The organism is Bacillus sp. CBEL-1, from assembly GCF_004348885.1.
Lineage (GTDB): Bacteria > Bacillota > Bacilli > Bacillales > Bacillaceae_H > Priestia > Priestia aryabhattai_A.
Map to the genome: position 1 here is coordinate 661,447 of NZ_SBIM01000003.1, position 20,135 is coordinate 681,581.

Consider the following 20,135-nt stretch of genomic DNA (forward strand, 5'->3'; position numbering starts at 1 on the left):
GAGTGATGAACGATTATCGAAAAAATAAAAATTTCGCCACATCTACTTCATTTAGACCTGTCCAAACATACTATTCAAAAGAAGCAAGTCACTTGTTAAAAAAGTTATCTACTGATTTTAACAAAAAGCATGTAAAAGAATTAATCGATGAAGCGCTTGATAAAAAGGATGAGAAGCTTTTTTACAAATTAACAGCTCGCTATTCTCACCTTTTATAAAGTGAAAGATTAAAACTACAATCTTCTCAATCTGTACTGAGAAGATTGTGGTTTTTTACATGTATACATTATGATAAAATGAGTGAAACACTGTGGAAGGATGAAACGATTAGTATGGAACATTTAATTAGCAAGCGAGTTAAAGGCATTGAACTGTCGGGGATTCGTAAATTTTATAATATGGTAGCTCAATATGATAACGTATTGTCATTAACCATTGGACAACCTGATTTTTTAACCCCCCCTCATGTAAAAGAAGCGGCTAAAGCAGCCATTGATGAAAACGCAACGTCTTATACGCATAATGCAGGAACAATTGAGTTAAGAAAAGCAGCCGCTGAATTTGTACATACAAAATATCAATTATCCTACGATCCAGCATCTGAGGTTATTGTGACAATTGGAGCAAGTCAAGCCATTGACATTGCGATGCGAACGATTTTAGAAGAAGATTCAGAGGTAATTTTACCGGGACCTGTCTACCCAGGATACGAACCTCTCATTAAATTAAACGGTGCTATTCCCGTACATATTGATACAACGCAAACTGGCTTTCGTCTAACTGCCGATTTAATTGAACAACACTTAACAGATAAAACAAGATGTATTATTTTGCCTTACCCTTCAAACCCAACCGGAGTAACACTGTCTAAAGAAGAGCTTCAAGAAATCGCTGCTTTGTTAAAAGATAAAGATATTTTTGTCTTATCGGACGAAATTTATAGTGAACTTGTATTTGAAGGTAATCATCATTCCATTGCAGCAATCCCTGCTATGCGTGATAAAACCATTGTGGTAAATGGTGTATCTAAGTCTCATTCGATGACAGGTTGGCGAATTGGATTATTATTTGCGCCTGCATACTTAACGAAGCACATCTTAAAAGTGCACCAATACAACGTAAGTTGCGCATCATCCATTTCACAAGCTGCTGCTCTTAACGCTTTAACAGTTGGTAAAAATGACGCTGTAGATATGAAAAAAGAATATGAAAGACGATTGAATTATGTATACGAGCGCCTTGTTAAAATGGGATTTGACGTAGAAAAACCTAACGGTGCTTTTTATATTTTCCCATCTATTCAAGCTCTTAACATGTCGTCGTTTGACTTTGCTCTTGAATTAGTAAAAGAAGCAGGCGTAGCTCTTGTTCCTGGTAGTGCATTTTCAGACCTAGGTGAAGGTTATGTTAGACTTTCTTACGCTTATTCAATGGAGACATTGGTTGAAGCAATGGACCGTATGGAAACTTATTTGCAAACAAAAAAGTAACTATTTCACTACCCCATCGTGTATGATAAACACAACTTAAAAACTCACAATATAAACAGACTCCCTCCCCTTTATGAGAGAGTCTGTTTAATTTCTTCTTTTAACGCCTCTGTAAACTTTACCCCTGCATACTCCAGCTGCTTTTCACCTCCCAATTTATTCTCAAATGATTTTTCACATGTCTCTATCTAACAAAAAACAGCGTCTTAGAACGCTGTTTTTTCATGTCGTTTTATATTCAGTGCTCAAAGAGAGCGCTTATTTTTTATATAGCTTATATAAAGCCTGCGTTCCGCTGTTTTGTTCCCCTTGTGCAGCTAGCTGTTCATAGAGTTGATTTGCAAGAGCTAACCCTGGTGTTTCCATTCCCAGCTCGTTTGCTTCTTTTAAAGCAATCTGCATGTCTTTTATAAAATGCTTAATGTAAAACCCCGGTTCAAAATCTCCTTTTATCATACGCGGAGCTAAATTGCTCAAAGACCAGCTGCCCGCTGCTCCTGCAGAAATTGAGCTTAATACGTGCTCTGGATCAAGCCCTGCTTTTTCAGCATAAACAAGCGCTTCCGCAACGCCCATCATATTGGAAGCGATGGTAATTTGGTTACACATTTTTGTATGCTGACCTGCTCCTGCATCACCTTGTAAAATAACGTTTGTTCCCAAAAGCGAAAAGATATCTTTACACGCTTCAAACGCTTCCTTGTCTCCTCCGACCATAATCGTTAATGTTCCGTTTTTAGCCCCAACATCCCCACCAGATACAGGCGCATCTAACGCATGAATCTTTTGTTCTTTCGCTTGTTGGTATATTTCAATAGCTAAGCTTGGTTCCGAAGTGGTCATATCAATAACATATGAATCAGCTTTGGCGTTATGTAAAATTCCTTCTTTGCCAAAATAAATTTCTCTCACATCAGCCGGATAACCTACCATGGTAATAATGATGTCCGAGTCAGCCGCCACGACCGCTGGGCTTTCATTCCACACAGCTCCTTTAGCAATAACCTCTTTTGCTTTTTCTTTTGTACGCGTATATACGTTTACCGGATAGCCTGCCTCTAGTAAATGTACAATCATGCTGCTTCCCATAACACCACTACCAATAAATCCAATTTTCATAACGTCTCCTCTTTTCTTTTCAAGTTCAATGTTTGTGATGACAACCCGTTAGGCATACTAAAGCATATATCTTGACGTACATCCTATAAACAGGATAGAATGTGCATCGATTCCATTGTTTTCATATTTATTTTATTGGAGGTTTTTAATATGTCTAAAGGTTTTTTTGATGTTGTAAGCGAGCGTACATCGATTCGCCACTATGATACATCTGTAAAATTAAGTAAAGAAGAGTTAACCGAGTTACTAGACACAACAGTTAAATCCCCTTCTGCATGGAACTTACAGCACTGGCACTTTGTTGTTATTACAGACGAAGCTGCAAGAGAGCGCTTGCTTCCAATTGCATACAATCAAAAGCAAATTGTTGAAGCAGGTGCAGTTATTGCAGTCTTAGGTGATTTAGAAGCCAACAAAAACACAGACGCTGTATATAACCCATTAGTTGACGCTGGTCATATGACTGCGGAAGTAAAAGACATTTTAGCTGGTCAAATTAATGGCGCTTATAAAAATGCAACGTTTGCACGTGATGCAGCATTCACAAACGCTTCTTTAGCTGCGATGACTTTCATGCTAGCTGCAAAAGCAAAAGGTTATGATACATGCTCAATGGGAGGCTTTAATGCTCAAAAATTCGTTGAAGAATTTAAAATTGAAGACCGCTACATCCCAGTAATGTTAATCTCTGTTGGTAAAGCTGCAAAACCTGCTCATGCTAGTGATCGTTTACCATTAGACCAAGTGACAACATGGATTTAATAAATAATAGAAAACACGCAAACACATCGTTTGCGTGTTTTCTATTAAATGGACTTCACTAACCCACCATCTACTAAAAAGGATTGCCCTGTCATATAAGAATTTGCGCCTGAAGCAATAAACGTCACGACTTTGGCAAATTCCTCAGGGTTCCCATAGCGCCCAAGAGCAATTTGACTTTCCATTTTTGTTTGTACTTCCTCTTTCGTTATCCCTAACTTGTTAGCCCGAATTGAATCCAATTCTCCCACTCGATCCGTTGCAATCCTTCCTGGAGCAACTGTATTAATTAAAATACCATAAGCTGCTAACTCTTCAGCGAGCGTTTTAGTTAAACCAACAATTCCTGTTCGAAACGTATTTGACAAAACAAGACCAGGTATTGGCTCTTTAATGGAAGACGAAGCGATATTAATTATTTTCCCACCGCTTTTCTTCATAACAGGAACTACCGTTCGAGTCATTCGAATAAAGCTCATTAAATTATTTTCAAAGGCCGTGTACCAGTCTTCATCGGTCATTTCTAAAAAGCTTCCTGCCTTAGGTCCGCCCGCATTGTTTACTAAAATATCAATTGTGCCGAACGTTTCTTTTGTAAACCGAACGGCTTGTTCAATATCCTGTAAACTCGCTACGTCCGCTTTGATGTATTGCACATTATGTAATTCTATTTTCTTTAATTCATCTACTACGCTTTGAAGCTTGTCTTCAGAACGACTCGCAATTACAACGTTCGCACCTTCTTTAGCAAGCTGTGTTGCGATCGCTTTACCAAGACCTTGACTCGCTGCAAAAACTAAGGCTGTTTTCTCTTTTAAATGTAATTCCACTTTGACACCGCCCACCTTCTATTAACTATCTGAATCTTTTTAATAGTATCATAAAATTTGGAGGTTGCTCAAATATTTCAACCCAAAAAAGAGCACCTCTACGATGCTCTTTTACTGTACCTCTTCTAGCGTCCATTCTGCTTCTTTTTTATTAAAAATCAAATAAGCCCTTAATTTACTCTCTTCTTGATTATTAAAACGCTCGTTGTACATATCCTCCATATCCGTGAATCGACCAATTGTATAGACTGGAATATGCAAATCTTTACGTGACTGAGCTTGCTGTTCAAAATCAAAAAGCAATCCGTCTTGCGTCAACATTAAAAGCGTATTAGCTAATACAAGTGGTAAAGCAGGATATTCAGATTTTTTTCGTCGAAACCCAAAACCTTTTTGCTTCAAAGAAGATGCTTTCAAAGGAATAACGCGGCTTATCATATGCTTGATATCATATATATCTCGGTAATACGTTTTATTATAGTAACCATCTTCGCCAGCTAAATAAACAAACTGGTTGCTTAATTTATTCATAAAGGGTGAATGTAACGGTTGTTTCATATGCCCTAAATATAAGAGAGAAGCAACATCTTGTGGCTCCAATAAATCAAGTGAAGACACATCATCTACATCTATCCAACAAAAATCACCGTAATCCGATACATCGTCGTCGACTAATAAAGAAACCTGTTCCTCTTCAAGATAGTCCATATGAGTAGAATAATGGTAATCGCTATCTTCAAATTGATGTTTTAATAACAAAAGGTTCGTGAGAGGACTACGTAATGACTGATAGAACTCTTTAAACGTAATGCCATGCGTGACAAAGCACTTCTCATTTACATTTCCATTTATATAAACGACATCTTTCATTCCTTCTGCTTTACTCAACCTTACTAACCACCTTACCAATTCATTTCAAAGAGTAAATATGTTCCTTCAATTCATTTATTATATCTCTAAAATAAAGAAGGTGTAAATATATATATGCAGTAATTTTTCTGAGAATTTTCCACTTTACTCATTAAAAATTTCTGCATATGATGCTACAATATTCCATAGCCTAAAAACAAATTTTAATTGGAGTGAATGCTTTCATGGATGTACGTCATCTACATTATTTTACTGAGGTTGCTAAGCATAAAAATTTCACGCGTGCTTCAGAAGCTTTACATATCTCACAACCTTCACTAAGTAAGATGGTGAAATCTTTAGAAGAAGAACTTGGAACCCCATTGTTAGATCGTTCCTTTAAAAAAGTAGAATTAACCGATGCCGGAACAATTGTGTATGAACAGGCTGAAAGTATTATTGCTTCTCTACGTGACTTATCAAACTCTTTGTATGACTTAATGCACTTAAAGCGAGGAACCATAAAAATTGGCATCCCCCCTATTATTGGCACATTGTTCTTTCCACCTATTATTAAATCATTTCGAGAGCAATACCCTGACGTCCAAATTCAAATGATTGAGTATGGAGCAAAAAAGATGGAGAAAATCGTAGAACAAGGGGACGTGGACGTGGGAGTTGTGCTACTCCCAGTAAACGAGGACATGTTTTCTTTTACCCCTTTAGCAAAAGAAACTTTGCAGCTCATTGTTCATAAAAACCACTCACTTGCTCGCCATAAAAGCATTTCATTACAAGAATTAAAAAACGAAACCTTTATTTCATTTCACGAAGACTTTACTATGCATGAAATGGTTTATAATGAATGTTTAAAAAGCGGCTTTGAGCCTACCATTGGTTATAAAAGCTCACAGTGGGATTTTATTAGCGAGATGGTTGCTGCTAACTTAGGAATTGCGCTGTTCCCGTATTCTTTGTGTGAGAAAATTGATTTGGAACAGCTTAAAGTTATTGAATTAGAAAACGGAATTCCTTGGGAACTAGCTCTTATTACAAAACAAGATCGCTATATTTCATACGCAACTCAAGCTTTTATCGATCATATTAAACAAACCGTATAACCTCATGTTCCGTAAGCTAAATTTTTGAAAAAATAGAAATACAAGAAGTATAATAAAAGGTACTACGTAATGGATCAAAAACGAGGTGAACCAATTGAGCCAGCTGAATAAAGAATTTAATTGTGAAAAAGAATTAACGCTTGCTATCATCGGCGGAAAGTGGAAAATGCTCATTTTATGGCACTTAGGTCATGAAGGGACAAAGCGGTTTGGTGAATTAAAAGCCTTAATTCCTGATATCACCCCTCGTATGCTGGCAAATCAGCTGCGAGAGCTAGAAGACGATGTAATCGTCCATCGAGAGGTATACCCTGTCGTTCCTCCAAAGGTTGAATATTCGTTAACTGAGCATGGTCAAAGCCTGATGCCAATATTGACAGCTATGTACAGCTGGGGAGAAAACTACCGGGACACTGTACTAGTGAATCAACAAAACAGTGCAGCAGTCAATAAATAAACGTCATAAACTAATTTGTTAGAGATGATGCATTAGGTATCATCTCTATTTTTTTAATTAAATAAAGCGGTTACATAATTGTTGCCACCAAAAGTATACTTCCGTATACTATCAAATTCCATAGTATTTGTGTAAAAAGTGCGTACTTTTAACAACAAATAAAACCAGGTACACTACCTTTACACCTGTTGCTTTGTTACACAACGGTGAATAGATAGAATTTCTAAGGAGTGGAGAAAGCATGGAATTACAATTAGCATTAGACTTGGTAAACATCCCTGAAGCAAAAGAAGTTATTAAAGAAGTCCAAGATCATATTGATATCGTAGAAATCGGGACACCTGTTGTCATTAATGAGGGTTTACGCGCTGTGAAAGAAGTTAAAGAAGCATTTCCAAATTTAAAAGTATTAGCTGATCTTAAAATTATGGACGCTGCTGGTTACGAAGTACAGCAAGCATCAAAAGCTGGCGCTGACATTGTGACAATTCTAGGTGTTGCTGAAGATATGTCAATTAAAGGCGCCGTGGAAGAAGCGAAAAAACAAAACAAAAAAATTCTTGTCGATATGATTGGCATTAAAGATATTAAAAGTCGTGCTCAAGAACTAGATGAGCTTGGCGTTGATTATATTTGTGTTCACACTGGCTACGATTTACAAGCCGTGGGGCAAAATTCCTTTGAAGACTTAGTAACGATTAAGAGCGTTGTAAAAAATGCAAAGACGGCAATTGCTGGTGGTATTAAATTAGAAACGTTACCAGAGGTCGTGAAAGTTCAACCAGATCTCGTTATTGTCGGCGGTGGTATTACAGGGCAAGATGATAAGAAAGCGACAGCTGCTAAAATGAAAGAACTTATTTCAAACTGAGGCACGAACCGTGAATATTAACAGCCATTTACGTCAAATTGTAGACGAGTTGACGCAGACTACCGTTCACATTTCAGATAATGAAGCGGAGCAGCTTGTTAATTCTATCATTGAAGCAAAGCGCGTTTTCGTGACGGGTTCCGGCCGTTCAGGTCTAATGGGAAAATCATTTGCCATGAGAATGATGCACATGGGCATTGATGCTTATGTTATCGGTGAAACCATTACGTCAACATTTACTAAAGATGACCTGCTCATTTTAGGGTCTGGTTCTGGTGAAACAAAAACGCTTATTCCAGTCGCGGAAAAGGCAAAAGAAATTGGAGGCAAAGTCAGCGTTGTAACTATTTCTCCCGAATCAACGCTTGGAATGTTAGCTGACTTTACCATCAAGCTCCCTGGAGCAAAAAAAGACCAAACAAATAGTGACTATCAAACTGTTCAGCCGATGGGATCTCTATTTGAACAAACGCTCTTGCTTTTTTACGATGCGCTTATTCTAAGGTTTATGGAAAAGAAAGACTTAGATACGCACAAAATGTACGGTAAACATGCTAATTTAGAATAGCGAAAACTGTATTTCAAAAAGTGGGGTACCTTTATCCTTAACCTAAAAAAATCACTCTTAAAGAGTGATTTTTTTAGATTAACAGGTACATAAGAGCTTATAAATGTTGATTCACATTAATAACTTCAACTGAATATTTGTTTAATTCTTTTTGTAAATTTAGTGGAAGATCTTCATTAGTAATCAGTACGTCAATTAATTCTAGTTCACAAACTTTTTGAAAAAATAGTTTATTAAATTTACTTGAATCTGCTAGCAAAATCGTTTGCTGAGAGCGTCTAATCATTTCTTTAAGAAGAAGTCCTTCTTCTTCTATTGAAGTTGATAAGCCTTCTTCAGAAATTCCACAAGTACCAATTATGCACTTATCTACCTTATATTCTTGAATACCTTTAATAGCTTTTGATCCGTAGATAGCTTGATGCTGAGAGTTTAAGGTTCCTCCCAATATATTTACTTTAATCTTTTCTTTTCCCACTAATTCGTTTACCACATTTATCGAATTGGTAATTATAGTATGGCTATGGGTTTTCATATGTTTAGCAGCAAACTGTACAGTGGTAGAAGCATCCAGTATCAAGCTCTCTCCATCATTCAGTAAAGACGCCGCATATTCACCGATTTTGTCTTTAATCGTTGAAGACATACTTAGCCTTTCTTTGTAATCATATAGTTCATTAGAGTAGGATCGTTTTTTAGCTCCTCCTCTTATTCTTACCACTTTCCCCAACTCTTCTAGCTTAATCAAATACCTGCGTGCTGTATCTTTCGATACAGCATTTATTTCACATATCGTTTCTATCGTAATTCGTTCATGCTTTTCTAAATACAAAAGAATAGCCTCTAATCGCTCATCTTGTAACATAACTTCACCTCATGAGTCCAATTATATATTTTACTTGAACTTGTTACAACAGAAGGATAAAGCGTGACAATTCACCCTTAATCTAGCTGTGCAGAGTGATCGTCCGCTTCTTCTACTTTCAATTTTTTTCGATATATAATTTTAGACAATGTAATGCTTGCTTCATATAAAAGCAAAAGTGGAATTGTTACAAGAATGTCAGATAGAAAGTCTGGTGGTGTTATAATAATCGACACAACAATCAATAAAAAATAAGCGTATTTTCTAAACTTTTGCAAGCGATGAGGGTTAATAACTCCTATGCTAGTCAAAAACATGATAACGGCTGGCAATTCAAATAAGAAACCAAAGGGTAATGTCATATGAAGCAAAAATCGGAAGTATTTCTCCGTAGTAAAAAAAGTCGCAAACATTTCATCTGATAATGACATTAAAAATGTCAATACCATGGGAGATAGAATAAAATACCCGAAGCTAATTCCTCCCAAAAACAAAAGGCATAAGGCGGGTATATACGCCAAAGCAATTTTTCTTTCTTTCTTTGTTAATGCTGGCTTTACAAAAAGCCATAGCTGGTAAGCTGCAAATGGAAGCGTAGCTGTGATTGCCACAACTGTAGCGATGGTTAGATAAACCATTAATATATCTGTTGGTCCTAACAAAGCAAGCTTAAAAGGTAAATCGCTTACCAAAAGATGATAAATATCTTGAACATACAAAAAAGCTCCAAGTACAAAAATGATAAAAAAGATGACAGTAATAATAATTCTCTTTCTTAATTCTTCAAGGTGTTGAATTAAACTCATGTTTTGTTTTTCAAGCATGTTCCTCTCACTCCGTAAAAAAAGAAAGTGTAAGACAATACGTCTACACCTTCCTTTCATTTTGTTTTACTTTACTTCTTTCTCTTTTTTCTCGTTGTCTTCCCCTACTAAATCTCGAGCAGATTTTTTAAACTCACGCAGAGTTGATCCAAAAGCCTTTCCTATTTCAGGAAGTTTTGAAGGTCCAAAAACAATAAGAGCAATAACTAGAATAATAACTAAACCTGGCATTCCGATATTTTGAAGCATATTATCCCTCCCTCACGCGTAGCGCAATTCTATTTCTTTTTATAACTAAGCTCACCAGATGATAGTACACCTTTATGAAGAACAGCGGCGCGCTTCGGCAAGCGTGCTACAGCCTCTGCTGAACAGCTTGCAGGAACAAGCACTACTGAAGCTTCATCTCCTACTTTCGGCCAAACTTGCTTTCCTTCTTTATTCAACGGTGTAATACCTCCCGTTGCAAGTGAAAGTGCTTGAGATAACTGCTCTTCATAAGACCACCCATATAAACCAGCGGCAAGATGCACTTTCTCAAGTGTGTCTCCAATTCCAAGAGAAGACCATGGGTCCATAATGCTGTCATTCCCAAGCATTACGTTTACATTTCGTTGCTGTAGGATTGGAATAGGCATAGTGTTTTTTCCGATTGGAATGGTTGAAGCAATAGAAATTCCTAAAGAAGCTAAACGACTCGCCATTTCGTGAGCTTGACTTTCACTTAGTGAAGCAAGTGAAAAAGCATGGCTAATTGTTACTTTTCCTTGAAGCCCTGCTTCTTCCGTTAAATCCGCAAGGCGATTTACTGATTTTATACCTGTTTCTCCACCTTCATGCAGATGGATGTCAATCCCTGCATTGCTATCAACGGCAATCTGCACCATTGTCTGCAAAGATTTTTCCATATTTCCATCAACTAGCGTAGGATCTAGGCCTCCAACATGAGTAGCGCCTAACTTCATTGCTTCACGCATCAGCGACTCAGATTCTGAAAGAAGAAGTCCATGCTGTGGAAAAGCAACGATTTCATGTGAAATTTTATCTGAATAATTCGCTAAAGCTTTTTGCAACTCTTCAAGGTTGCGAAGGCCTACAGTTGGGTCTACGTTGCAGTGACTTCTAACATAGGTAGAGCCAAAGCCCGCAATCAGTTCAATCAGCTTTTCTGCTCTTTCTTGAGCAGTTGGCAGCAACTCTAAAAGCAGTGTTTTTTCGGCTTCAATAATGTCAAAAATATTTTTTCTGCGTACTGCTCCTCGCCATGGCCCTCCATAAAAAGTTTTATCCAAGTGAATATGCATATCTTTAAACCCTGGAAGTAAAAGAAGACCTTTGGCATCATAACAATCTAAGTCTTTTCGATAGGATTCTTTAAGATCTAATATTTTTGATATCGTTCCTTTTGTTATTTCTAAGTTACGTATGACAGAACGAGTCGCTACTATGTATCCATTTTCGTACTCATATCCGCTTTCTAAGCGAACATTTAATAGCATGAAGGTATCACCTTTTTTGGGACTCTTCTGCGGCTTTTCTTTATCCGGCTTTTTAGCTTCTACATATTCGCCGCTACCGTCCATAAAAAGTCCCATCGCCCCAGACACCCCTAAAACAGCTGAAGCTCCTCCAATTTTTGAAGCATGACTAATAAAACGCCTGCGTGAAAATTCTTTGCCTTGTTTCTCCACTCTTGCATCCACCCTTTCTTAAGATCAAAAAAGATTTAAAAATTAAAAAATTCTATACAAACTAACTATTCAGATAACTTTAACCCTATTATTTTATTTGATAAGGAAACTTATCTGTTAGTAGATGATAGTAATCATTATAAGTAATAATAAGTTTTTAATCAATACAAATTAATGTATAATAAGTTATATTAAGTTTTTTTAAGTTTTATAGAGCGAATAGAAGCTAAAAATCGAAAAAATAAGCTCCTTAGTGTGTAACTCTTTTTTTAAAATTATTAATAGAATTAAGAATTACAATAAAGTAGATAATGACCTATTCGTTCGATAGAAAGAAGGAGAAAGCGTGAATAAATTATCTTCATCAACAACTATATTGGCTTCTGTTCAATGGTTTTTCTTTATTTTTGCGAATACAGTTGTCGTTCCAATATCAATTGGAGATGCGTTTCAATTAAGTTCTGATCAAATAATTATGACTATCCGCTGTTCATTCTTTTTCACAGGGGTTGCTTGTATAGTACAAGGATTGATTGGTCACCGATATCCTTTATTAGAAGGTCATTCAGGTATGTGGTGGGGACTTATCTTAAGCTTATGTGCTTCTGCTCCTTCAGTGGGTATGACATATACAGAACTTGGAGGTAGTCTTGCATTAGGAATTGTTCTTGCTGGCTTAATAACGATATTAATAGGGACACTGAATCTTGTGCCGCTTCTTCAAAAAATCTTTACACCAATGGTGATGAACGTATATTTATTTTTACTAGCTATTCAGCTTATTTTAATCTTTTTTAAAGGAATGCTAGAATTAAAACCAAACGGGACACTTGACATACCTGTAAGTCTCTTCTCTATAGGACTGGTTATACTAGTAAGCTCCATTAGTATTAAAGGAAAAGGAATTATCAGTAACTTTGCAATTTTAATAGGAATGATTGTAGGCTGGGTATTGTATGTATGGTTATTTCCCAGCAGCTATTCTATTAACTCTTCAACATTCCACTTTTCGTTTTTTCCATGGGGAAAGCCTCAGCTACAGATAGGTATAGTTATTACTGCTTGTTTAGCTGGTATAATGAACGCCACTAATACTATTGCATCACTCAAAGCATCTGAAAAGTTACATGGAGTAAAGGCACAAAGCAAACAATATCGTTCTTCCTTTACCATTACTGGGTTCTTTACTTGTCTAGGTGCTGTGGTAGGTCTTGTTCCTTATGCACCCTTTACATCTACTATTGGTTTTTTAGAGAGTACAAAACTTTTAAGTAAGAGGCCATTTATCATCAGCGGAGGGTTCTTTGCTTTACTTGGACTAATTCCTCCTTTAAGCTCTTTTTTTGCTACTCTACCGGTAACAGTGGGAAACGCTGTATTATTCGTAGCGTATTTACAACTCTTTGGAACGGCATTGCGAAGTATACAGGGATATACATTTAATTCAAAAGCCATCTATCGAATTGCTCTTCCAGCTTTAATAGGGATATCGTTGATGAACTTGTCACCTCAAGTTTTTAAAAGCATTCCCTTTTATATTCGTCCACTAATCAGCAACGGATTATTAATGGGTATCCTAATATCTATTCTGTTAGAAAGATTAATCAAATGGCCTAAATACGAATAGCATCATTAAAGGTCGCCAATTTTTTAAATTCACCAGTATTTCAAAAAATCTATGCAGCTTTTAAAAAACTGATCTCGACATCAAATGAGATCAGTTTTTTATTTATATGCATTTCCTCGCTCTCATCCATACACCTTGTTTAGACATATATTAGCTTTCTCATGCTCTTTAACTATAGTTAAAAGGCATAGTAATTATAGTTATTATATATTTCACGTTATAGCTAAATTTAGGTAAGATATGTTTGTAGCATTCATCTTCTCAATTTATACCTCATCGGTATAAGCCAAAAATACTTTCTTTTTCCCCTCAATAGAGTCGCCAATTAGGCGGCTCTATTATTATGAACAAGCTAAAGGAGGAACATCATAGTGAAGGTTTTAACATTATTTGTTCAAGTTCTTTTTTTCATATTAATCTTTTTTGTTGGTCAACAGATTTCTCAATGGTTAAACCTTCCGATTCCAGGAAGCATTGTTGGATTTGGATTGCTGTTTCTGTTGCTTCATTTAAAAATCATTAAATTAAATTGGGTAGAGCGCGCAGGTAATTTGCTTGTCGGTGAACTATTACTTTTCTTTATTCCAGCTGTTGTCGGTCTAATGAATTATGGAGATGTACTTAAATCATTTGGACTTCAAATTTTAATTATTATTACGATAAGTACCATTGTAGTTATGGCGCTTACTGGAATGATGGCTGAATCTATTTCTAAACGCAAGGAGGTGTCAAACGAATGACTTGGTTAACAGCTTTAGCATTTCCACTTACGCTCGTTGTCTACACGCTTTCGAAATGGCTTTATAAGAAATATAAAACCATTTTGGTTTCGCCTATTTTACTAGCTCCCTGCTTGCTCATCCTATTTTTATTACTCTCACATGGTTCATACGATCAGTATAAGCAAGGAGCAGATTTTATTAGCTACATGCTCGGTCCCGCTACGGTAGCATTTGCTGTGCCGATGTATAAGTATTTTCATCTTCTAAAAAAGCATCGTATAGAAATTGCGGTAAGCGTAGCAACTGGAACTCTTGTAGCAATGATATCTTCCATGGTTTTAGCAGGCCTCTTTCATATGCAAGCTACGCTTGTTCAAAGTATTATTCCACGTTCTGTGACTATTCCTATTGCTATTAACGTATCAGAAACGCTTGGAGGAGATCCGAATATTACAATTTTATTCGTTGTGCTGTCAGGCATTATTGGAACGTTTATTGCGCCTACCCTTATCAAACACCTTGCCCTTCATTCTTCACTAGCTAAAGGCTTACTTTTAGGAGTTGCGTCTCACGGTACAGGCACGGCTCGTGCATTCGAGTTTGGTAAGATTGAAGGTACATTCTCCAGCTTAGGAATGATTGTAGCAGCGCTTTTAACGATTGTGTTTGCAAATATCTTCTTACCACTCCTCTTCTGAGAAAAAGAAGGAACATAAGTATTTCACTCAATGATTTATCCGAGGCATCGCGCGTTAAAAACTGTCGATTCCTCGGATATTTTTGTTAGTTTGTAAGATACTTTTAGAGAAACAGTGGAATGAAGGAGTGTCTGTGGCGTAATGGAACAAACTTACTCTGACCACCTAATACTGTTGAAGAAGTTATGATTTGTTTTTGAGAAGGAAGCATTGAGGTATTTCCCCCCTGGTTATTCATTGTTAATCTAAAAAAAGATGCTCTAGTGACTAGAGCATCTTTTTTTTAGATATGGAATTTTGATTTTACAAATTCAATTACTTCTTCAGTAGAAGACATTGATAAAATCTCATCTAAGTGTGGTTCAATATCCGCTTTTGATAACTGACGGATTTGAGAACGTGCTTTTAAAATAGATGTTGCGCTCATTGAGAACTCATCTAAGCCTAAGCCTAAAAGAATTGGAATTGCGATTTCATCTCCAGCCATTTCTCCACACATACCAACCCACTTGCCTTCTTTATGAGCCGCTTTAATAACCATGTTTACTAAGCGTAAGATTGCTGGGTTATAAGGTTGATATAAGTAAGATACGCGCTCATTCATGCGGTCAGCAGCAAGCGTGTATTGAATTAAATCATTTGTTCCAATTGAGAAGAAGTCTACTTCTTTTGCAAATAAATCTGCGATAACTGCTGAAGAAGGAATTTCAACCATCATACCTACTTCAATGCTATCAGAAACGCTAACGCCCTCTGCTTCAAGCTTTGCTTTTTCTTCTAATAGAATTGCTTTTGCTTGGCGGAACTCGTCAACTGTTGCAATCATTGGGAACATGATTTTTAAGTTTCCATATACGCTAGCACGTAATAACGCACGAAGCTGCGTGCGGAACATATCTTGCATTTCTAAGCATAGACGGATTGCACGGAAACCTAGGAATGGGTTCATTTCTTTAGGTAGGTTCAGATAAGGAAGCTCTTTATCTCCACCGATATCTAAAGTACGAACAACAACAGGCTTGCCTTCCATACGCTCTAATACCGTTTTGTATGATGTGAATTGTTCTTCCTCTGTTGGAAGCTCTTCACGCCCCATGTATAAGAACTCCGTACGGTAAAGACCAACGCCTTCACCACCGTTTTCTAATACACCTTTAACATCTTCAGGCGTTCCAATATTAGCAGCAAGTTCTACGTGGTGGTTATCAGCTGAAACTGTTTTTTCATTTACAAGCTTTGCCCACTCAGCTTTTTGTGCTGCATATTCTTCTGCCTTTTTCTCATACGCTTTAACCGTTTCTTCTGATGGGTTAACAATAACGTTTCCATCAAGACCATCAACGATTACAAGTGTACCGTTTTCAATGTCTTCCATAACTGTTTTTGTTCCAACAACAGCTGGAATTTCCATTGAACGTGCCATGATTGCAGAGTGAGACGTACGGCCTCCAATGTCAGTTGTAAACCCTTTTACAAATTTACGATTTAACTGAGCCGTATCAGATGGCGTTAAATCTTCTGCAATAATAACAACTTCCTCAGAAATCATGCTTGGGTTTGAAACGTTTACACCTAAAAGATGTGCTAGTACACGTTTTGTTACGTCACGAATATCTGCTGCACGCTCTTTCATGTACTCATTGTCCATTGACTCAAACATGTTGATGAACATCGCTGCAACTTCGTCTAGTGCGACTTCAGCATTCACGCTTTCACCTGTAATTTTATCTTTAATCGGATTGATTAATTCCGGATCGCTTAACACTAATAAATGTGCTGCAAAGATTTCAGCTTTATCTTCGCCAAGCTCTTTACGCGCATGTTCTTTAATCGCTTCAAGCTCTGATCGAGATGTTGCAAGCGCTGCTTCTAAGCGAGCTACTTCAGCTTCAACGTCTGAAACGGATTTCTTTTCAACGGTTAATTCTGGATTTTCTAGACGAAATGCTTTAGCAATAGCAATGCCGCTAGAAGCGGCAATGCCTTGAATTTCCACTGTCATTATTCGCCTAATCCTTCTTTTTTCATTGTATCTTCAAGAGCTGCAAGTGCATCAGCTTCGTCTGAACCTTCAGCAGAAATTGTGATTGTAGCTCCTTTTTGGATACCTAAAGACATAACGCCCATGATTGATTTTAGGTTTACAGTTTTACCGTTGAACTCTAAGTTGATATCAGAATCGAATTTGCTAGCTGCTTGTACTAAAGTTGTTGCTGGACGTGCGTGAATTCCTGAGTCTGCTGTTACTGTAAATGTTTTTTGTGCCATGTTAAATCAATCTCCTTTTTACTTTGAAATAGTAATAATATTTTGTTCTTGCAGTGAAACTTCGCCTTGCTTTAAGATTTCTACCTTCTCATCTGCTTGTAAGTTTGTAAAGATGACAGGTGTAATCGTAGATGGTGCATTTGATTTTACAAAATCTAAGTCAACTTGTAATAATGGTTGGCCTTGCTTCACTTCGTCACCTTGAGCAACAAGTGCATCAAACCCTTCACCTTTTAAGTTAACCGTGTCAATTCCAAAGTGAATTAGAATTTCTTGCCCAGTCGTTGATTCAATTCCTAAAGCATGCTTCGTCGGGAATAAGTTTACTACCTTTCCATCCACTGGCGCAACTACTGTGCCCGTTTTCGGAATAATCGCAAAACCATCACCCATTAATTTTTGTGAGAATACTTGGTCCGGTACCTCTGATAGCGGAACTAATTCTCCTTCAATTGGTGAAACAATGTCTCCACCGTTTGTGCTTACCGCAGCTTTCGGTGCTTCTTCTACAGCTTTTGGCTGTTCTTTTGGTGCAACAGGCGTTTTTCCATCCATAATGTCTTTAATCTGACTCTTTAACGTATCAGACTTAGGACCAAAGATTGCTTGAATATTGTTACCTACTTCTAGGACACCAGAAGCTCCTAGTTTTTTCAAACGCTCTTTATCAACGCTCTTAACATCGTCAACTGATACACGTAAACGAGTAATACATGCATCTAAGTGCGTAATATTTGGTTGACCACCTAATGCTTCTAGGATATTGCGTGGTAATTCGCCCGCTTCAACTTTATCACCATCTGCATCGTCCGCTTTTTCTTCACGACCTGGTGTGTTTAAATTAAACTTACGAATCGCAAAACGGAAACCAAAGTAGTAAATAACTGCTAGAACAAGACCAACTGGGATTACTAACCACCAATCTGTTCTATTTTGTAACACACCGAATAGGATGTAGTCAATAACCCCACCGGAGAATGTCATACCAATTTTAACATTTAAAATTTCCATGATCATAAACGATAGACCTGCAAACACTGCGTGAATTGCAAACAAAATTGGCGCTACGAATAAGAATGAGAACTCAAGTGGTTCTGTAATACCTGTTAAGAATGATGTTAATGCTGCCGAACCCATGATACCAGCTACATACTTCTTATTTTCAGGACGAGCTTCGTGATAAATAGCAAGCGCTGCTGCTGGTAAACCGAACATCATGAACGGATATTTACCAACTTGGAATGTACCTGCTGTTAATTCAGCACCATCTGCTAATTGTGCCATGAAGATACGTTGGTCTCCACGGAATACTTCACCAGCTTGGTTGACATAAGAGCCAAACTCATACCAGAATGGTGAATAGAAAATATGGTGTAAGCCAAACGGAATTAGTGAACGTTCAATAACCCCGAAGATAAATGCTGATAGCGTTAAGTTCGCATCAATCATATTGTTTGAGAATGCATTCAGTGCATTTTGAATGATTGGCCATACTGCTACCATGATTAAACCAATGACAATTGATGATACCGCTGTTGCAATTGGTACAAAGCGCTTACCAGCAAAGAAACCTAAATATGGAGGCAGTTCGATGTTAAAGAAACGGTTGTACATAGCAGCTGCTAGCACCCCAATTATAATACCACCAAACACACCTGTTTGTAACGTTGGAATTCCTAACACACTTGCATATGCCGGATCTTCTAACAACTTAGCAAATTCAACTGGCTTTAAACCATCCAGCCCTTTTACTGTACCCATTGTTACGTTCATAATTAAATAACCAACAATCGCTGCAAGTCCGGCTACGCCTTCCCCTCCAGCTAATCCAATTGCTACCCCTACAGCAAATAGTAAAGGTAAGTTACCAAAAATAATGTCTCCAGCGTTGGACATAACATGAGCAATCATCTGGAACCAGTCAGCATTTAAAGCCGGTAATCTTTCAAGTAATGTTTCATTTTGAAAAGCAGTACCAAATCCAAGTAAGATACCTGCTGCCGGTAAAATCGCAACCGGTAGCATAAGTGCTTTTCCGACTTTTTGTAAGACGCCAAAAAGCTTTTTAAACATGGCGTTTTACCCCCTTTTTATATTTGTATTGTGCAACAAGATAATGTTTTGATACACATTCAGTTCAAACGCTTTCTTTTCAACTAAAAGATGCTGCTTGAAAACAACTGAGTATTTCATTAGTTTGTTCATGATTACGCTTTCTTACAACAAAAAAGGCATGGTGAAAATTGAAACACTAACAAAAGGATAAACCTATCCCTGTTCATGCGTTTCATTTCTCACTCATGCCTGATCGTATCAGTAACACGTATGAAATGATTTTATAAATCAGATTTTGTCATAAGTCGCTGCAGATGCATCGTTAAATAAACGGCTTCTGCTTCATAAACTGGTAAGTGTAGAGCTTGTTGCATAATTTTAATCACTTTCCATGAGACATTGTAACATAGAGGATATTCCTCTTTCAATAGTAAAGCAATTTTTTTTGGTTCTTCGATGACTTCACCTGTCTTCACCCTATCAATTGCAAAATGCAAGTGGCGAATTAGCCTCATATAATGAACAGATTCTTTGTTGACGTCTAGATTTAACGACTCTTCAATGACGTTAATAATCGTTTGAATAAGCTGCGAATCTTGATTTACTTCTAAGATGTTTTTTTCTGTTAACGCGCTGTGAATATGCAATGCAATAAATCCTACTTCTCCTATTGGCAACTTTACTCCAACTTTTTCATAAATCATTGCTACAACTTCTTCAGCAATTTCAAATTCTTTTGGATAAAGAGCTTTTGTTTCAATTAAAAAAGGATTTTTCAAATCAAGGCCTTGTTGAAAACGCTTTACAGCAAATGCAATATGATCTGTCAGTCCAATGTGAATGTGCTCATTTAAAGGTTTAGATACACGAGCTTGAATATGCGTAATAATATCATTCATCATCTCAATTACATTTTCGTCAACTTGTAACAAAAGCTGCTTATATTGTTCCTGCTCTTCTTCGCTTTTAAGTAAAAACATCTTTTCTACAGCATCCGCATCTATTTCATCGCTTTTCTTTTTATTAAAACCGATGCCTTTGCCAATTAGAACAACCTCTTTATATGCATTGTGTGTAGCAATTAAAACATTGTTATTCAGTACCTTTTTTACAAAAAAGGACTCTCTCACGAATCCTTCACTCCCCTACTTGACTTCAATTACACGTTGTTTTATTGTACGAAAACAGGCAAAAGAACGTCAAATCTTTTGTTTTGTTTCATTTGACATTTATAGCTTAACGAAAGAGCCTCCTTTACAAAAAGTAAATTTTTTCCTTCATTAAATGTTTAATAAGCAAAAGCTTACATTTTTTTATA

General features: G+C 37.0%; 21 protein-coding genes. 10 read left to right on the forward strand and 11 right to left on the reverse strand.

Annotation, left to right across the window (positions count from 1 at the left end; translation table 11 throughout):
• Nucleotides 1-5: 5 nt before the first annotated feature.
• Both EPL02_RS03480 and EPL02_RS03485 read left to right on the forward strand, forming a co-directional pair.
• Complete coding sequence (locus EPL02_RS03480; protein WP_094911572.1) at nt 6-218, forward strand: IDEAL domain-containing protein; 213 nt, start codon at nt 6-8, stop codon at nt 216-218.
• A 114-nt stretch (nt 219-332) separates the two neighbouring features.
• A complete protein-coding gene (locus EPL02_RS03485; protein ID WP_131886973.1) occupies nt 333-1,490 on the forward strand; it encodes an aminotransferase A in 1,158 nt (385 codons plus the stop codon).
• Between the two features lie 258 nt (nt 1,491-1,748).
• Here EPL02_RS03485 and EPL02_RS03490 read toward each other — a convergent pair whose 3' ends face one another.
• On the reverse strand, nt 1,749-2,609 hold the full coding sequence (locus EPL02_RS03490) for an NAD(P)-dependent oxidoreductase (protein ID WP_094911573.1): 861 nt from the start codon (nt 2,607-2,609) through the stop codon (nt 1,749-1,751).
• A gap of 150 nt (nt 2,610-2,759) precedes the next feature.
• On the opposite strand from EPL02_RS03490, the gene EPL02_RS03495 reads away from it, so the two are divergent.
• Nucleotides 2,760-3,371 (forward strand): nitroreductase family protein, encoded by a 612-nt coding sequence (locus tag EPL02_RS03495; protein ID WP_094911574.1) that lies wholly within the window; start codon nt 2,760-2,762, stop codon nt 3,369-3,371.
• Between the two features lie 44 nt (nt 3,372-3,415).
• On the opposite strand, the gene EPL02_RS03500 is transcribed toward EPL02_RS03495, so the two are convergent.
• Both EPL02_RS03500 and EPL02_RS03505 read right to left on the reverse strand, forming a co-directional pair.
• The gene (locus tag EPL02_RS03500) at nt 3,416-4,201 is read right to left on the reverse strand and encodes an SDR family oxidoreductase (protein ID WP_094911575.1); all 786 of its coding nucleotides are present in this window, start codon (nt 4,199-4,201) and stop codon (nt 3,416-3,418) included.
• A 111-nt stretch (nt 4,202-4,312) separates the two neighbouring features.
• A complete protein-coding gene (locus EPL02_RS03505; protein WP_094911576.1) occupies nt 4,313-5,089 on the reverse strand; it encodes a peptide ABC transporter permease in 777 nt (258 codons plus the stop codon).
• A 206-nt stretch (nt 5,090-5,295) separates the two neighbouring features.
• Here EPL02_RS03505 and EPL02_RS03510 point away from each other — a divergent pair, with 206 nt between their 5' ends.
• From EPL02_RS03510 to hxlB, 4 genes are all read left to right on the forward strand, one after another.
• Nucleotides 5,296-6,171: a LysR substrate-binding domain-containing protein gene (locus tag EPL02_RS03510; protein ID WP_094911577.1), complete on the forward strand. Its 876-nt coding sequence runs from the start codon at nt 5,296-5,298 to the stop codon at nt 6,169-6,171.
• Nucleotides 6,172-6,265: 94 nt separating this feature from the next.
• Nucleotides 6,266-6,628 (forward strand): transcriptional activator HxlR, encoded by a 363-nt coding sequence (gene hxlR, locus EPL02_RS03515; RefSeq protein ID WP_094911578.1) that lies wholly within the window; start codon nt 6,266-6,268, stop codon nt 6,626-6,628.
• A 241-nt stretch (nt 6,629-6,869) separates the two neighbouring features.
• Complete coding sequence (gene hxlA / locus EPL02_RS03520; RefSeq protein ID WP_094911579.1) at nt 6,870-7,499, forward strand: 3-hexulose-6-phosphate synthase; 630 nt, start codon at nt 6,870-6,872, stop codon at nt 7,497-7,499.
• 10 nt (nt 7,500-7,509) lie between these two features.
• The gene (hxlB, locus tag EPL02_RS03525) at nt 7,510-8,067 is read left to right on the forward strand and encodes a 6-phospho-3-hexuloisomerase (RefSeq protein WP_094911580.1); all 558 of its coding nucleotides are present in this window, start codon (nt 7,510-7,512) and stop codon (nt 8,065-8,067) included.
• 97 nt (nt 8,068-8,164) lie between these two features.
• On the opposite strand, the gene EPL02_RS03530 is transcribed toward hxlB, so the two are convergent.
• The 4 genes from EPL02_RS03530 to EPL02_RS03545 form a co-directional block, all read right to left on the reverse strand.
• A complete protein-coding gene (locus EPL02_RS03530; RefSeq protein WP_094911581.1) occupies nt 8,165-8,932 on the reverse strand; it encodes a DeoR/GlpR family DNA-binding transcription regulator in 768 nt (255 codons plus the stop codon).
• 77 nt (nt 8,933-9,009) lie between these two features.
• Complete coding sequence (gene tatC, locus EPL02_RS03535) at nt 9,010-9,756, reverse strand: twin-arginine translocase subunit TatC (protein ID WP_094911582.1); 747 nt, start codon at nt 9,754-9,756, stop codon at nt 9,010-9,012.
• A 66-nt stretch (nt 9,757-9,822) separates the two neighbouring features.
• Nucleotides 9,823-10,005, reverse strand: coding sequence for a twin-arginine translocase TatA/TatE family subunit (locus EPL02_RS03540; RefSeq protein WP_094911583.1), 183 nt, complete (start codon nt 10,003-10,005; stop codon nt 9,823-9,825).
• Between the two features lie 29 nt (nt 10,006-10,034).
• On the reverse strand, nt 10,035-11,447 hold the full coding sequence (locus EPL02_RS03545; protein ID WP_094911584.1) for an amidohydrolase family protein: 1,413 nt from the start codon (nt 11,445-11,447) through the stop codon (nt 10,035-10,037).
• Between the two features lie 346 nt (nt 11,448-11,793).
• On the opposite strand from EPL02_RS03545, the gene EPL02_RS03550 reads away from it, so the two are divergent.
• The 3 genes from EPL02_RS03550 (at nt 11,794) to EPL02_RS03560 (ending at nt 14,494) form a co-directional block, all read left to right on the forward strand.
• The gene (locus tag EPL02_RS03550; RefSeq protein WP_131886974.1) at nt 11,794-13,074 is read left to right on the forward strand and encodes a uracil/xanthine transporter; all 1,281 of its coding nucleotides are present in this window, start codon (nt 11,794-11,796) and stop codon (nt 13,072-13,074) included.
• Between the two features lie 371 nt (nt 13,075-13,445).
• Nucleotides 13,446-13,814, forward strand: coding sequence for a CidA/LrgA family protein (locus tag EPL02_RS03555; RefSeq protein WP_094911586.1), 369 nt, complete (start codon nt 13,446-13,448; stop codon nt 13,812-13,814).
• Nucleotides 13,811-14,494, forward strand: a complete 684-nt coding sequence (locus tag EPL02_RS03560; RefSeq protein ID WP_094911587.1) for an LrgB family protein — start codon at nt 13,811-13,813, stop codon at nt 14,492-14,494. Before EPL02_RS03555 ends, EPL02_RS03560 begins: the two co-directional genes overlap by 4 nt.
• A 283-nt stretch (nt 14,495-14,777) precedes the next feature.
• Here EPL02_RS03560 and ptsP read toward each other — a convergent pair whose 3' ends face one another.
• From ptsP to glcT, 4 genes are all read right to left on the reverse strand, one after another.
• Complete coding sequence (gene ptsP / locus EPL02_RS03565) at nt 14,778-16,496, reverse strand: phosphoenolpyruvate--protein phosphotransferase (RefSeq protein WP_094911588.1); 1,719 nt, start codon at nt 16,494-16,496, stop codon at nt 14,778-14,780.
• Nucleotides 16,496-16,762, reverse strand: a complete 267-nt coding sequence (locus tag EPL02_RS03570; RefSeq protein ID WP_094911589.1) for a phosphocarrier protein HPr — start codon at nt 16,760-16,762, stop codon at nt 16,496-16,498. The genes ptsP and EPL02_RS03570 overlap by 1 nt, the downstream gene beginning before the upstream one ends.
• Nucleotides 16,763-16,780: 18 nt before the next feature.
• Nucleotides 16,781-18,835, reverse strand: coding sequence for a glucose-specific PTS transporter subunit IIBC (ptsG, locus tag EPL02_RS03575; RefSeq protein WP_094911590.1), 2,055 nt, complete (start codon nt 18,833-18,835; stop codon nt 16,781-16,783).
• A 263-nt stretch (nt 18,836-19,098) separates the two neighbouring features.
• Nucleotides 19,099-19,947: a glucose PTS transporter transcription antiterminator GlcT gene (gene glcT, locus EPL02_RS03580; protein WP_094911591.1), complete on the reverse strand. Its 849-nt coding sequence runs from the start codon at nt 19,945-19,947 to the stop codon at nt 19,099-19,101.
• Nucleotides 19,948-20,135: the final 188 nt, after the last annotated feature.